Source organism: Pseudomaricurvus sp. HS19 (assembly GCF_009857815.1).
Lineage (GTDB): Bacteria > Pseudomonadota > Gammaproteobacteria > Pseudomonadales > Cellvibrionaceae > Pseudomaricurvus.
This window is the reverse complement of the sequence record NZ_WVVW01000001.1, coordinates 952,845-965,782: the sequence shown is the minus strand read 5'-3', so window position 1 is coordinate 965,782 and position 12,938 is coordinate 952,845. Positions and strand designations below refer to the sequence as shown.

The 12,938-nt window shown below is 57.2% G+C and carries 13 protein-coding genes; 10 read left to right on the top strand and 3 right to left on the bottom strand.

The annotated features are described in order from the left end of the window. The gene (gene relA / locus GSF27_RS04280; protein WP_160966035.1) at positions 1-2,244 is read left to right on the top strand and encodes a GTP diphosphokinase; all 2,244 of its coding nucleotides are present in this window, start codon (positions 1-3) and stop codon (positions 2,242-2,244) included. Between the two features lie 26 nt (positions 2,245-2,270). After that, a complete protein-coding gene (gene mazG / locus GSF27_RS04275; protein ID WP_160966033.1) occupies positions 2,271-3,143 on the top strand; it encodes a nucleoside triphosphate pyrophosphohydrolase in 873 nt (290 codons plus the stop codon). Positions 3,144-3,151: 8 nt separating this feature from the next. On the opposite strand, the gene GSF27_RS04270 is transcribed toward mazG, so the two are convergent. Beyond that, complete coding sequence (locus GSF27_RS04270) at positions 3,152-3,505, bottom strand: hypothetical protein (RefSeq protein ID WP_160966031.1); 354 nt, start codon at positions 3,503-3,505, stop codon at positions 3,152-3,154. 65 nt (positions 3,506-3,570) lie between these two features. After that, the gene (locus tag GSF27_RS04265; RefSeq protein WP_160966029.1) at positions 3,571-3,786 is read right to left on the bottom strand and encodes a hypothetical protein; all 216 of its coding nucleotides are present in this window, start codon (positions 3,784-3,786) and stop codon (positions 3,571-3,573) included. 403 nt (positions 3,787-4,189) lie between these two features. On the opposite strand from GSF27_RS04265, the gene adk reads away from it, so the two are divergent. Continuing rightward, positions 4,190-4,843: an adenylate kinase gene (adk, locus tag GSF27_RS04260; RefSeq protein ID WP_160966027.1), complete on the top strand. Its 654-nt coding sequence runs from the start codon at positions 4,190-4,192 to the stop codon at positions 4,841-4,843. An 844-nt stretch (positions 4,844-5,687) separates the two neighbouring features. On the opposite strand, the gene GSF27_RS17835 is transcribed toward adk, so the two are convergent. After that, entirely contained in the window at positions 5,688-6,071 is a 384-nt protein-coding gene (locus GSF27_RS17835; RefSeq protein WP_237457346.1) for a hypothetical protein, read from the bottom strand. A gap of 76 nt (positions 6,072-6,147) precedes the next feature. On the opposite strand from GSF27_RS17835, the gene GSF27_RS17830 reads away from it, so the two are divergent. The 7 genes from GSF27_RS17830 to GSF27_RS04225 all read left to right on the top strand — a co-directional run bounded on the left by GSF27_RS17830 (position 6,148) and on the right by GSF27_RS04225 (position 12,926). Next, complete coding sequence (locus tag GSF27_RS17830; RefSeq protein WP_237457345.1) at positions 6,148-6,591, top strand: hypothetical protein; 444 nt, start codon at positions 6,148-6,150, stop codon at positions 6,589-6,591. A 151-nt stretch (positions 6,592-6,742) separates the two neighbouring features. Then, entirely contained in the window at positions 6,743-7,450 is a 708-nt protein-coding gene (gene tsaB / locus GSF27_RS04250; protein ID WP_160966025.1) for a tRNA (adenosine(37)-N6)-threonylcarbamoyltransferase complex dimerization subunit type 1 TsaB, read from the top strand. 21 nt (positions 7,451-7,471) lie between these two features. Then, a complete protein-coding gene (locus GSF27_RS04245; RefSeq protein ID WP_160966023.1) occupies positions 7,472-8,266 on the top strand; it encodes an undecaprenyl-diphosphate phosphatase in 795 nt (264 codons plus the stop codon). A 90-nt stretch (positions 8,267-8,356) separates the two neighbouring features. Continuing rightward, a complete protein-coding gene (locus GSF27_RS04240; protein WP_160966021.1) occupies positions 8,357-9,238 on the top strand; it encodes an NAD(P)-dependent oxidoreductase in 882 nt (293 codons plus the stop codon). Between the two features lie 12 nt (positions 9,239-9,250). Then, positions 9,251-10,573, top strand: coding sequence for a M18 family aminopeptidase (locus tag GSF27_RS04235; protein ID WP_160966019.1), 1,323 nt, complete (start codon positions 9,251-9,253; stop codon positions 10,571-10,573). Between the two features lie 116 nt (positions 10,574-10,689). Beyond that, the gene (locus tag GSF27_RS18075; protein WP_160966017.1) at positions 10,690-11,784 is read left to right on the top strand and encodes a cyclic nucleotide-binding domain-containing protein; all 1,095 of its coding nucleotides are present in this window, start codon (positions 10,690-10,692) and stop codon (positions 11,782-11,784) included. Then, on the top strand, positions 11,781-12,926 hold the full coding sequence (locus tag GSF27_RS04225) for a DUF3524 domain-containing protein (protein ID WP_160966015.1): 1,146 nt from the start codon (positions 11,781-11,783) through the stop codon (positions 12,924-12,926). Before GSF27_RS18075 ends, GSF27_RS04225 begins: the two co-directional genes overlap by 4 nt. The last annotated feature ends 12 nt before the right edge of the window (positions 12,927-12,938 follow it).

Genomic DNA, 12,938 nt, shown 5'->3' with positions numbered 1-12,938 from the left:
ATGGTTAAAGTCAGAGAAGATCATCCGGTTACCGCCGAAGGCAAGGTGGACATTGCTGCCTGGCTGGATCGCCTTGCCCACCGTTACCACCTTACCGATGTGGATTGGGGGCAGCTGCAGAAGGCCTGCGAGCTGAGCCAGCAGGCCGAGGCGTCGGCACTGGCGGAGGATAAGGCTTGGGCGGATGGCTCCAGCAGTTTCCGCACCGGCCTGGAGATGGTGGAAATCCTGGCGGATCTGCAACTGGATGGTGAAACCCTGCAGGCGGCGGTTCTCTATCGGGCAGTACGGGAAAACCAGATTGCCCTGACCCGTATTGAGGAGGAGTTTGGTCCGGTTGTTTCCAAACTGGTCCGCGGTGTGTTGCGCATGGCAGCCATCAGTACCCGTCGCACCGATTCCGAAGAGCGTGCCCTGGGCCTGCTGTCACAGGAACAGTCGGAAAACGTACGCAAGATGCTGGTGGCCATGGTGGACGACGTGCGCGTCGCCCTGGTGAAGCTGGCCGAACGCACCTGTGCCATACGTGCGGTGAAAAACGCCGATGAGCGCAAGCGCCGTAAAGTCGCTCGTGAGGTGGCGGAGATCTACGCGCCGCTGGCCCATCGCCTGGGTATCGGCCACATCAAGTGGGAGCTGGAAGATCTCTCGTTCCGCTATCTCGAACCGGAAGACTATAAATCCATCGCCCGCCTGCTGGATGAGAAACGCCTGGATCGACAGCAATATATTGAAAAGGTGATCGGCCTTCTGAACAAGGAGCTGACGAGCGCCAGGATCCAGGCGGATATCAGCGGTCGCGCCAAGCATATCTACAGCATCTGGCGCAAAATGCGGCGCAAGGATATCGGCTTTTCCCAGGTCTATGATATTCGTGCAGTGCGAATACTGGTGCCGACTGTGCGTGACTGTTATGCGGTACTGGGTATTGTTCACTCCCTGTGGCGCAACATTCCCAACGAATTTGATGACTACATTGCGTCGCCTAAAGAGAACGGTTACCGCTCGCTGCATACAGCGGTTATTGGTCCCGACCGCAAGGTACTGGAGGTGCAGATCCGCACCCACGCCATGCACGAGGACGCCGAGTTTGGTGTGTGCGCCCACTGGCGCTACAAGGGCACCGACAAGGAGACCAGCGAGGACAGCTACGAGCAGAAAATCTCCTGGCTGCGGCAGGTACTGGAGTGGCACGAGGAGCTGGGTGGCTCGCCGCTGGAGGACGACCTCTCCGCCGGTATCGAGCAGGATCGGATCTATGTATTTACCCCGGAAGGCCACATTATCGATTTTCCATCGGGTTCCACGCCGCTGGACTTTGCCTACCGGGTACACACTGAAGTCGGCCATCGCTGTCGCGGCGCCAAGGTCAATGGCCGTATCGTGCCGCTCAATTACACCCTGAAAAACGCCGATCAGGTGGAGGTGTTGACCAGTCGTCACGGCTCGCCCAGTCGCGACTGGTTATCACCACCTCTGGGCTACCTGAAAACCAGCCGCGCCCGTGCCAAGGTGCAGCAGTGGTTCAAGCAGCAGGCCCGTGAGCAGAACGTGGCGGAAGGTCGTGCGGTACTCGATAAGGAGTTCCGTCGCCTGGCTATGGATGAACTGGATTACGACGCGCTGGCGCGACGACTCAACCTCAATGGCCTCGATGATCTCTATGCGGCGGTCGGTGCCAGTGATATTGGAGTGGGTCAGGTGGTCAGTGCCGCGCAGAAATTGTTGGCGCCGGATGAGAAGCGTGAGCCGGTCATTACCCTGGTGGGTAAAGCGACCCGTGATCACGCCGACAGTGACCTCTTTATTAACGGTGTCGGTAACCTGCTGACACACATCGCCGGTTGCTGCAATCCGGTACCCGGCGACGCCATTATGGGTTACATCACCTTGGGCCGGGGTGTCTCTATCCACCGCCAGGATTGTCACAATGTGCTGCAGTTGCAGACCGATGAGCCGGAACGGATCATCAAGGTTGACTGGGGCGAGGCACCACAGAATGTCTACTCGGTGGATGTGCTGATTGAAGCGTTCGACCGTCACGGGCTGTTGAAAGACATCACCACCTTGCTCGACGCGGAGCGCATTAACATCAGTGCCATGCAGACCCTCTCGGACAAGCGCAAAAATACGGTGGATATGCAGGTGACCATCGAGATTCGCAGCTTCACCGAGCTGAGCCGGGTTCTGAGTCGCCTGAATCAGCTGCCCAACGTCGCCACTGCGCGGCGTAAGCACGCCTGACCGGTTAGTACGGGGCAAGTGTAGTCATGGTCGCAAAATCACCGCCGTACAGCCTCGATGACCTGCGTTATCTCATGCAGCGACTGCGCGATCCCGCCGATGGCTGTCCCTGGGATCTGAAGCAGGATTACCGTTCGATCGCTGTCTCCACCCTCGAGGAAGCTTTCGAAGTGGTGGATGCCATTGAGCGGGAAGATTATCCGGATCTGCGTGAAGAGCTGGGTGACCTGCTGTTCCAGGTGATCTACCACAGCCAGCTGGCAGAGGAAGAACAGCGTTTCGATGTCGGCGACGTTATTTCTGATCTGGTAACAAAACTGGTGCGTCGTCATCCCCATGTATTTCCCGATGGCACACTGCAAAGTCGTGCGGCCATGGCTGCGTCCCCGGAAGGGGAGGCGAATATCAAGCAACGTTGGGAGGCGCTCAAGCAGCAGGAGCGTGAGGGCAAGGGTAAAGCCGGCGTGCTGGATGATGTGCCCGTGAATTTCCCGGCCCTGACTCGTGCGGCGAAACTGCAAAAGCGTGCTGCCGGGGTTGGCTTCGACTGGCCCGGGGAAGAGGGTGTATTAGAGAAGATAGCCGAAGAGCTGGAAGAGGTGCGCGACGCCCTGGACGCGGCAGAGACAGATGCGGTGGAGGAGGAGCTGGGCGATCTGCTGTTCGCGGTGGTCAACCTCTGTCGTCACCGCAAGGTCGATCCGGAGAAGGCTTTGCGACGCACCAATCGCAAGTTCGAACAGCGATTTCGCTTTATCGAGCAGCAGCTGGCCGCGCAGGGGATAAGTCCTGCCGAGGCGACCCTGGATGAGATGGACAACCTCTGGAATCAGGCCAAGGCGGAGAGCCGGGGCGAAACCATTGCCGAGGTCAGGAATCCACTCCTTCGCAGTGAGTGACCAGTGTCTCAGGCACTGCCCATCAGTGATTGGGCATCGGCCTCAATCTGCTTTTGAAACTCTCTGCAGAGCGACAGGAAGCGCGGTGTCATTCCGCAATCCTCATAGATTTCATCACCACACTCATCAAAAGCGACAATGCGCTCGCCGGGCTGATAGGGAAAGTGCTGCTCCAGTGTCACCAGGCTGGCATTGAGTATTTCCCGCAATAGCAGCTCTTCATTCAGACGCGGGAACTGCTGCTTGAGCGCCTGCAGGGTAGCGATAGCTTGCGGTGGTAGATTGACATCGTAAAACTGTTTGCTGATTGCCCCGTTGCCTTCCTGTTGCCATTTTGAGAGCAGGTTTTCGAAAGGTCTCATGACTTCACTCCGACTGGTGGTGTTGGGATGCTGTTGTGCGGGTAGACCCCGTCAGTTGTCAGTGATTAATTGGGTTGTTGCCTCGTAAGCTGTTCCATCTGTTGCAGGCCGTGACTCAGTAGCAGGCCGAGAATGGTGTCCTGGTCGTGCTGGGGATAGAGTGCTGCCAGTGCGGCGAGGCGCGCTGCATCTTCGATGGGGAGTTGCAGGTTGCAGTAGTTGGTGGTGCCGGCGGGACGGGAAGGGGACTGAAGGTCTTGCAATAGAGAATCAATACTCATGTGTATCTCCGCTCAGATGCTTCCATTGGAATGGACAATGGCGCACAAAATGTACGTATCTTCACTATATAGCCTGAACTGTTGTAACAAAAGTACCACCTTTATTATTGTCTGCTTTATGGCCCTTTGCCGCTTTCGGGGGTGAGTAATACAGTGGCCAGGCGCGCGCGGGGTGTTACCGTCCAAGGTGTTGGTGGTATTAGACCAAAGTCTATATAAATCAATTGGTTAGAAGTATAAAACCAGCATTTTTCTGGGGATTTGCTTGTGATTTACCCCCCTGCAGTGTAATGTAACGCCTTTTTTGACAGCTCCCCCGTATAATCCTGCCGATGGTGCATCACCAGCTGATTTATCAGTATTCAGCAGACCTTCGGAGAGCCAATTTCAGGAGTTTTTCTCTATGCGTATCATCTTGTTGGGCGCCCCTGGTGCCGGTAAAGGTACTCAGGCCAAGTTCATCACCGAAAAGTACGGTATCCCGCAAATCTCAACGGGTGATATGCTGCGTGCAGCGGTTAAGGCCGGTACCCCACTGGGCCTGCAAGCCAAAGATGTCATGGCCTCTGGTGGCCTGGTGTCTGACGACCTGATTATTGCGCTGGTTAAAGAGCGTATTGCCGAGGCCGACTGTGCCAATGGCTTCCTGTTTGACGGCTTCCCTCGCACTATTCCCCAGGCGGAAGCGATGCTGGATGCAGGCGTCGATATTGATCGCGTACTGGAAATTAACGTTGATGATGAAGAGATTGTCAGTCGCATGAGTGGCCGTCGCGTTCATCCCGGTTCCGGCCGCACCTACCACGTGATTCACAATCCCCCCAAAGTGGAAGGCAAGGATGACGAAACCGGTGAAGAGCTGATCCAGCGCGAAGACGATCTGGAAGAGACCGTACGCAAGCGTTTGTCTGTTTATCACGAGCAAACCAAGCCTCTGGTGGGTTTCTATCAGAAACTGGCCGGACAGGACGGTGTGAATACCCGTTATGCGTGCGTTGAAGGGGTCGGTGACCTCGCGGAAATCAAGAGCCGCGTACTGGCAGTCCTGGAAGGCTGATTCGCTAACCGGATTTGTGAAATGGGCCCATCGGGCCCATTTTTTTTGCCTGTGATTTTTGCTTGCCCCCGGCATTGGGCTTTGCGGCTGGAAGTTGATGGCTTTGCGGGCGCAAGCGTTTGCCAAAAGTGTCGTTCGCCAGACGTTCTGTCCGGGCCTGGTTATTGGCCGTGTGTTCCTTTGGTTATCCCCGATTGCTGCCTTTTTTCTGTCATATATTCCTTTGCCCGGAACAAGTCGTTGCTGGTGCTGTTTTCCCTGGTTCGCTCGCACGGCCTTCCGAATCGGAAAATGTCGGGTGTGACTGTTGGCAATTGTGGTCAGCGATGCTGATGGTTTGACAGGGGTAATTCGTTGTCGCTCAGGCTTTTGTCTGCACGGGGGAGGGTGCAAACCCGCAATGCAAAGGCAGGTCTGACCCGCAAAAAGAAGTCAGACTATATAAAAGGAAGCATGATTCCATATTGCGGCAGTGGTATGCGCCTGTTTCAAAGCGGATTTGGGGTGGCTGGTTGCTCCCAAAATAGTTTCGAAAATTTATATTCGCATCGCACCCGGTGCACTTGTTAAACGCCTGTGACCGGATCCCAAAACAGATGTGCTCAAGGCAGAAAGAGTTTGCTGAAGAGCTCGCGAGAGCAGCCTTTGAAAACAATGAAAAAATTGCTGCTGAAGATTTTGCAAAGCCGGGCAGCAGTAATTCAGACGAAAAATAAAAAAAATCATCTTTTTTGCCAAAAAAATACCGGTTTTTTCTGAAAACAAACCGTTTAAGGGTGCAAAAGTAAAGTTTTTTAAATAATATTCTTGCAAACGTCATTGGCGTTGACTATTAGTGCTATGTTTAGTGTGTTAGTGGATACGCATCTTTTAATGTCGAGGAGAACAGAAAGATGGCAAGAGTAGCGAAAGCGAAAGCGAAAAAGGCCCCGGCCAAGCGTCGCCCTGCAGCAAAAACTGCAGCAAAACCTGCAGCAAAAAAAGTTGCGGTTTCTGCTGATGGAGCTGCGGTTAAAAAGGCCCAGGACGCTCTGGCGAAACTGCAGAAAGATATGGGTGCGGTAGCCAAGGAGCAGGCAGCAGCCCGTAAAAAGGCAGCGGCTGCAAAAACCAAAGCCTCAAAAAGCAAAAAAGCCATGGATAAGCGTGCTGCCGAATCTGCCGGTAAAGCTGTAGCCAAGGCATCCGATAAGCTGAAAGATCTGAAAGGCAAGGCTGCTGAAGCCAAGTTGGCTCTGGTTAAGGCTAAGAGTGTTGCCTCTGCGAAGGCTGCCAAGGACGCTGCAGTAGCCAAAGCTGCCGCTATGGAAAAAACCCTGGCAACCAAAGCTGAAGCAGATCTGGCCAAGGCGGTAAAAGCGTTCGAAGCCAAATGGAAGAAGCAGCGTGCTGCTGCTAATGCCAAAAAAGTGGCCGCAGCCAAGAAAAAGGCAGTTGCCAAGGCTTCCATGACAGCCAAGAAAGCCGCAGCCAAGGCCAAAGCCGCGGAGAAAAAGGCCGCTGTTAAGGCCAAGGCGATAGCTAAAAAAGCAGCCGTTAAGGCCAAAGCCGCTGCGAAAAAAGCCGCTGCCAAAGCCAAGGTCGCTGAAAAGCGTGCTGCGGCCCGCGCCAAAGCCGCTGAAAAGCGTGCAGCAGCCAAGGTCAAGGCAGCAGCCAAGAAAGCAGTAGCCAAGACCAAGCGTAAAGCGGCACCCAAGAAGCGCAAGGCCAAGGCTAAAGCCAAGGCAGCTCCAAAAGCCGCTTCCTGAAACACAGCAGTGGCTCCTTGAGCCGCCTGTGACAGGATAATCCCCCGCCGGTGTGATCCACCGCCGGGGGATTTTTTTGTCTTCTGTTTTCACCTGCCAAAATCTGCGAAAATGCCCCGCATTTCCGTCCTGAAGGTGAGGTTGACGTCGAATGTCCACAATTCTGGCAATGGATACCAGCAGTGAGGGTTGCTCTGTTGCCATCCTGCAAGACGGTGCTGTCAGCGCAAAGTACCTGGCCGCTCCGCGCCAGCACACCCAGCTATTGTTGCCCATGGTCGACGAAATGCTGTCATCGGCAGGACTTACCCTGAATCAGGTGGACGCAATCGCCTATGGCCGCGGTCCGGGCTCGTTCACCGGTTTGCGCATCTGTCTGGGCATAGCGCAGGGGTTGGGGTTCGCCGCCGAGCGTCAGTTGGTCGGTGTATCCAGCCTGGAAACCATGGCCTGCGAAGCGGTTTTCCGACATCGGTTGCCTGCAGGGGAACGACTGCTGGTGGCGATCGATGCGCGCATGGATGAAGTCTACTGGTGTGTGTACCAGGTCACCGCGGATGGCATTGAGTCTCTGTCGGAGGAAACTCTGAGCCCGCCGCAGATGGTTGCGGAATATCTGCAGGATACTCCAGCACTGGCGCTGAAGGTGGGCAGCGGTTGTCACTACCAGCCGCTGGTAGGCCTGGAATCCACTGTGACCGACCTGGTTCAGCAACCCAAAGCGGAATTTATGCTGGGATTGGCCGAGGCTGCGCTGTCCCGGGGAGAGACGGTTGCGGCTGAGCAGGCCCGGTTGACCTACCTGCGTGACAGTGTGGCCTGGCAAAAGCGAGAGCGCATACGCAATACGCGGGACTAATTAAGGATTGATGCTGTATTTATGGATAGTGTTCAGCTGGTTTTTCTGGCCCTCATACAGGGTTTGACCGAGTTCCTCCCCATTTCAAGTTCCGCCCACCTGATTCTTCCTGCCCAGCTGTTTGGCTGGCAGGATCAGGGGCTGGCGTTCGACGTGGCCGTGCATGTGGGCTCGCTGATCGCAGTGGTGGGCTACTTTCACCGCGATTTGTGGCAGTTGCTCAAAGCCTGGCTGGCGAGTCTTCGGGGGCATCGCAGCGACGATAGCCGGCTGGCCTGGCAGGTATTGTGGGCGACGGTACCGGCTGGATTGGCGGGCCTGGTGTTCAACGATTTCATCGAAGCCCACCTGCGCAGTATCCTGGTTATTGCCGCTACAACCATCATTTTCGGTGTATTACTGGGCTTGGCTGATTGGCGTGGTGTGCGTACCACCAACATGGCAAACATGAGCTGGAAGCAAGCCCTGTTAATCGGTGTTTCCCAGGCTCTCGCCCTGATCCCGGGCACTTCGCGCTCCGGTGTTACCATGACCATGGGGTTAGTCCTGGGGCTGACGCGCCAGGCCGCTGCGCGCTTTTCGTTTTTGCTTTCTGTGCCGCTGATTGTTTTGAGTGGTGGTTACGAGGCTGTTGGCTTGCTCGGGCATTCCGGGGTGGATTGGTCGTCGCTGCTCTGGGGTGTTGCGTTGTCTGCGATCAGTGCCGCGGCCTGCATTCACCTGTTCCTGGCATGGATTGACCGCATTGGTATGTGGCCATTTGTTGTTTACCGCTTGCTGCTGGGTGTCATCCTGTTGTGGATAGCCTTGGGCTGAGCGCAGGGAGTGATACCGGGGCAACACAGGACCATAGCCCGGCATTGAGGTGTGGGCCGTTGGCCGGCAAGGTTTAATGAGGGCGCAGTTATGCAGAAGGTAACGTTTATTGGCCTGGGTGTGATGGGCTTTCCCATGGCGGGGCACCTGGCCCGGGCAGGATACCCGGTGACGGTCTTTAATCGCTCGCCGTCAAAGGCAGCAGAGTGGCTGGCCGTTTACAGTGGCACATCTGGCTCTACACCCGCAGCGGCTGCCGCCGAAGCCGAGGTGGTTATCACCTGTGTCGGGGCTGACAAGGACCTGCGCGAAGTACTGCTGGGCGCGGACGGTGCCATGATTCATGCTCGCCGGGGCACGGTATTTATCGATCACACCACGGCGTCGGCAGACATCGCCCGCGAAATGCGCGGGGAGGCACTGGCCCGGGGCTGTGAGTTTATCGATGCGCCGGTCTCTGGTGGCCAGCAGGGTGCCGAACGGGGTGCATTGACCATCATGGCGGGTGGCGACGCTGAGGCATTTTCTGCCGTTAAAGAGCTGTTGTCGGTGTATGCCCGTGAAGTGCAGTTGCTGGGTCCTTCGGGTAGTGGTCAGCTGTGCAAGATGGTGAATCAGATCTGTATCGCTGGCCTGCTGCAGGGGTTGGCCGAGGGGCTCAATTTTGCCAATCGTGCAGGGCTGGATGCAGAGCAGGTGGTCGCGGTCATATCGCAGGGCGCGGCGCAATCCTGGCAGATGCAAAACCGCTATGCCACCATGTTGGCCGGCCAATACGATCACGGTTTTGCGGTGGACTGGATGCGCAAGGATCTCTCTCTGGCGCTGCAGGAGGCAAACAACAACGGTGCGGCACTGCCGGTGACGGCATTGGTGGATCAGTTTTACAGCGATGTGCAGCGCCTGGGTGGAAGGCGTTGGGACACATCCAGCCTGCTGGCTCGCCTGCAGGCGCTGCAATACGAGGAATAAAGGGGTTTTAAAATGACTACGCCATTAAGTGCGGCGGATTTCCAGGCGCAACTGCTCGATTTTCTTGACGGTTCTCCCACTCCCTTTCACGCTGTCGCGAGTCTTGCGGCGCTACTGGATAAAGCCGGTTTCGTACGCCTGAAAGAGTCGGATAACTGGGCCATGCAGCCCGGCGGTCGTTACTACGTCACCCGTAATGACTCTTCCATTATCGGTTTTGTGTACGGCACAGAGAATCAGCCTGCCGATGGTGTTCGCATGGTCGGTGCGCACACCGACAGCCCCTGCCTGCGGGTGAAACCCAATCCCGAGCTGGTCTCCCAGGGGTACTACCAGCTGGGTGTGGAAACTTACGGTGGTGTATTGCTGAACCCCTGGTTCGACCGTGACCTGTCGCTGGCGGGACGGGTGACCTATCGCACCGACCATGGTGAGTTACGCAGTGCCATGATCGATTTCAAACGTGCAGTGGCGGTCATCCCCAGCCTGGCGATCCATCTCAACCGTGACGCCAATCGCGGCCAGGAGATCAATGCCCAGACCGACATCCCTCCGGTGCTGATGCAGGTGGAGGCGGATGCAAAACCGGATTTCCGCGATATCGTGGTGCAGCAGATGCAGGCGCAGGGTATTACTGGTATCGCTCAGGTGCTGGACTACGAACTGAGTTTCTACGATACACAACCGGCTGCGGTCATCGGTTTGCAGCAGGAGTTTATTGCCAGTGCGCGCCTCGATAACCTGCTCAGTTGTTTTATCGGTGTGCAGGCCTTGTTGGGGTCCGACGGTTCCCAATCCGTACTGCTGGTGTGCAACGATCACGAAGAGGTAGGCAGTCGTTCCGCCTGCGGTGCCCAGGGGCCCATGCTGGCGGATTTCCTTGCCCGACTGTTGCCGGATACCGAGCAGCGCCTACGTGCGGTGCGCCGCTCGTTGATGATATCAGCCGATAATGCGCACGGCGTACACCCCAACTACGCGGCCAAACACGATGGTAATCATGGCCCGCTGTTGAACAAGGGGCCGGTCATCAAGGTGAACTCCAACCAGAGCTACGCCACCAACAGCGAATCTTCTGCGGTGTTCCGTCACTGCTGTGAGCAGGCCGGGGTTGCGGTGCAGAGCTTTGTAACCCGCACGGATATGGGGTGTGGCAGCACCATAGGCCCCATTACTTCTGCTCAGGTCGGAGTACTGACGCTGGACGTGGGTGTGCCGACTTTTGCCATGCATTCCATCCGTGAGCTCGCGGGTAGCAGTGATGCCCACGGCATGTACCGGGTATTGAGCTACTTTTTTCAGGCTTCCGGGAATCTGTTGCCCGTCTCGCAGTGATTGTGGTCACAGCGCCGCCTGATCAGCCGGTGTAGACTGGACTGCCGTCCAGGTACTACCGATTTTTGTCGCTCGACTGTTCAGGCGAGCGAGCTGTTTTCAAGGAGCACGATACTGTGACTGCCATCGCCGCGGATGCCGCTACCCTCAGATTTTTACAGCAGCTGAGCCCGTTTGACAGCATGGGGCGCACCTACCTGCGGCAGTTGGGTGAGCATGTCACGGTAGAGGAGGTGGCAAAGGGCACACTGCTGTTCAAGCGCGGGAAGTCCTTGCCCAGTCTCTATTACCTGCTGAATGGCTCGGTGGAGCTGGTCAATGCGCAGTTCAACAGCGAGACGGTAGAAGCTGGCGACGAGCGCAGCCGCCGGGCGCTCAACGAAGTGACCCCCACCACAGTCTCTGCCAGAGCGCTGGAGCCGCTGCGGGTGCTGCTGGTGGATGCGGCTTTCCTTGATCTGGCCATGGCCTGGAGCGAGAGTGCCAGCAGTGACGAAGCAGGTGAGGCTAAACCGGAGAGCAGCGATGCGCTGGACGGGTTTAACCTGGAAGATGCCCATGTGGAGGTATCGGAGGAGTTCCACGACTGGATGTCGGGCCTGCTGGCATCGCCACTGTTTCAGAAAATTCCGCCAGCCAATATCTCCCAGGCTATTTCCCGCTTTGAAGCCGTAGAGGTGACTCCCGGTCAGTCGATCGTGCGTGAAGGCGAAGCGGGTGACTTTTTCTACGTGATTGATAAGGGGCGGGCGCTGGTGCGGAATATCGCCGGCACTTTGCAGCTCACTCTGAAACCGGGGCAGTTTTTTGGTGAAGAGGCGCTGGTGGCCGAATCGCCACGCAATGCCACCGTCACCATGCTCACTGAAGGTATCCTCATGCGTCTCAGCAAGGCCGACTTCAGCGAGTTGATGCACGAGCCGGTGCAAAAACGTATCACCGCCCGTGAACTTGGTGCTCTCGGTGGTGAGCTGAAGATTGTTGATGTGCGCATGCCGTTCGAGTTCCGTATCTGTCATGTTCCGGAGAGTGTCAACATTCCGCTGTCAGCAGTGCGGCGCAAGCTGGCCGATCTGCCCGCCGGCACCCGCTATGTCATTACCGATGACGGCGGTTGTCGCAGTCGCCTGGCGGCCTGGCTTTTCTGTCAGGCGGGGCTTGATGCCAGCCTGCTGGTAGGGGCCGAACGGCTCTACCTCGAACAGGCATGACCCGGGTACTGCTGCTCTCCGCCTACGATGCTGAAAGCCATCGTTATTGGCGGCGCGGGCTGGTAGAGGCGTTTCCCGAGTGGCAGTGGCAGGAGCTGACGCTACCGCCTCGTTATTTCAGTTGGCGCATCCGCGGCAACAGCCTCAGCTGGGCCTTTAGTGCGCGCGAGTTGCTTGAGCAACCCTACGACCTCTTAATCACCACCTCCATGACCGATCTCGCGGCGTTGCGCGGTTTTGTGCCGCAGCTGGCGGTTATCCCTACGCTGGTCTACTTCCACGAAAACCAGTTTGCCTATCCGGTCACCGATAGCGCCCGCGCCGATGTGGCGCCGCAGATTGGCAATCTCTACACCGCCTTATGCGCTGACAGGGTGGTGTTTAATTCGGCCTGGAATCGGGACACGTTTCTGCACGGCGTGCGCCAGCTGCTGCAAAAACTGCCGGATCAGGTGCCTGTCGGGCTGCCGGACCGGTTGGCCTCACGCAGCTGCGTGCTGCCAGTTCCCCTGAGGGATAGGCCACTGAGGGAGAAACCGCTGGAAGAGGAACCAGCAGTAGAGGAGAGCGGGGTAGACTGGCGGGATAACGGCCAGGCCCGCCGGTTGTTGTGGGTGGCCCGGTGGGAGTATGACAAGGGACCGGGTCTGCTGTTGCAGATTGTCCGGGAGTTGCAGCGGCGTCAGGTTAATTTCCGCTTGTGCCTGCTGGGGCAACAGTTCCGTCAGCAGCCGGTGGAGTTCGCCGAGGTGTGTGCCCTTGCCGGCGACTATCTGGTACAGGCTGGCTATGAGCCCGATGTCCACCACTATCGTGCCTGGCTCGCCTCCGGCGATGTGGTTTTCTCAACCGCGGAGCATGAGTTTCAGGGAATTGCCGTGCAGGAGGCCATGGCCGCTGGTTGCCTGCCGCTGTTGCCGGATCGGCTGGCCTATCCGGAGTGGGTGAGCAGGGAGTTCCTCTATCCGGTAGAGGGCCTGGACCTTGAGCAGCAGGCGTCAGCGGCAGTGGACAGATTACTGGTTCTCACCGCCCCGGGAGCAACAGTAGAGGCGCCGGATACCACGCAGTGGCTCTGGCGCCAACAAAAGACGGCGTATCAGCGCGTATTTGATCAGCTGCTGCCCCGCGACGGCGTTTGAGCTCCACGCTGA

Excerpts from the sequence above, each read along its gene's own strand:
- relA (WP_160966035.1), top strand. The coding sequence starts at position 1 with ATGGTTAAAGTCAGAGAAGATCATCCGGTTACCGCCGAAGGCAAGGTG.
- mazG (WP_160966033.1), top strand. The coding sequence starts at position 2,271 with ATGGTCGCAAAATCACCGCCGTACAGCCTCGATGACCTGCGTTATCTC.
- GSF27_RS04270 (WP_160966031.1), bottom strand. The coding sequence starts at position 3,505 with ATGAGACCTTTCGAAAACCTGCTCTCAAAATGGCAACAGGAAGGCAAC.
- GSF27_RS04265 (WP_160966029.1), bottom strand. The coding sequence starts at position 3,786 with ATGAGTATTGATTCTCTATTGCAAGACCTTCAGTCCCCTTCCCGTCCC.
- adk (WP_160966027.1), top strand. The coding sequence starts at position 4,190 with ATGCGTATCATCTTGTTGGGCGCCCCTGGTGCCGGTAAAGGTACTCAG.
- GSF27_RS17830 (WP_237457345.1), top strand. The coding sequence starts at position 6,148 with ATGGAAAAAACCCTGGCAACCAAAGCTGAAGCAGATCTGGCCAAGGCG.
- tsaB (WP_160966025.1), top strand. The coding sequence starts at position 6,743 with ATGTCCACAATTCTGGCAATGGATACCAGCAGTGAGGGTTGCTCTGTT.
- GSF27_RS04245 (WP_160966023.1), top strand. The coding sequence starts at position 7,472 with ATGGATAGTGTTCAGCTGGTTTTTCTGGCCCTCATACAGGGTTTGACC.
- GSF27_RS04240 (WP_160966021.1), top strand. The coding sequence starts at position 8,357 with ATGCAGAAGGTAACGTTTATTGGCCTGGGTGTGATGGGCTTTCCCATG.
- GSF27_RS04235 (WP_160966019.1), top strand. The coding sequence starts at position 9,251 with ATGACTACGCCATTAAGTGCGGCGGATTTCCAGGCGCAACTGCTCGAT.
- GSF27_RS04225 (WP_160966015.1), top strand. The coding sequence starts at position 11,781 with ATGACCCGGGTACTGCTGCTCTCCGCCTACGATGCTGAAAGCCATCGT.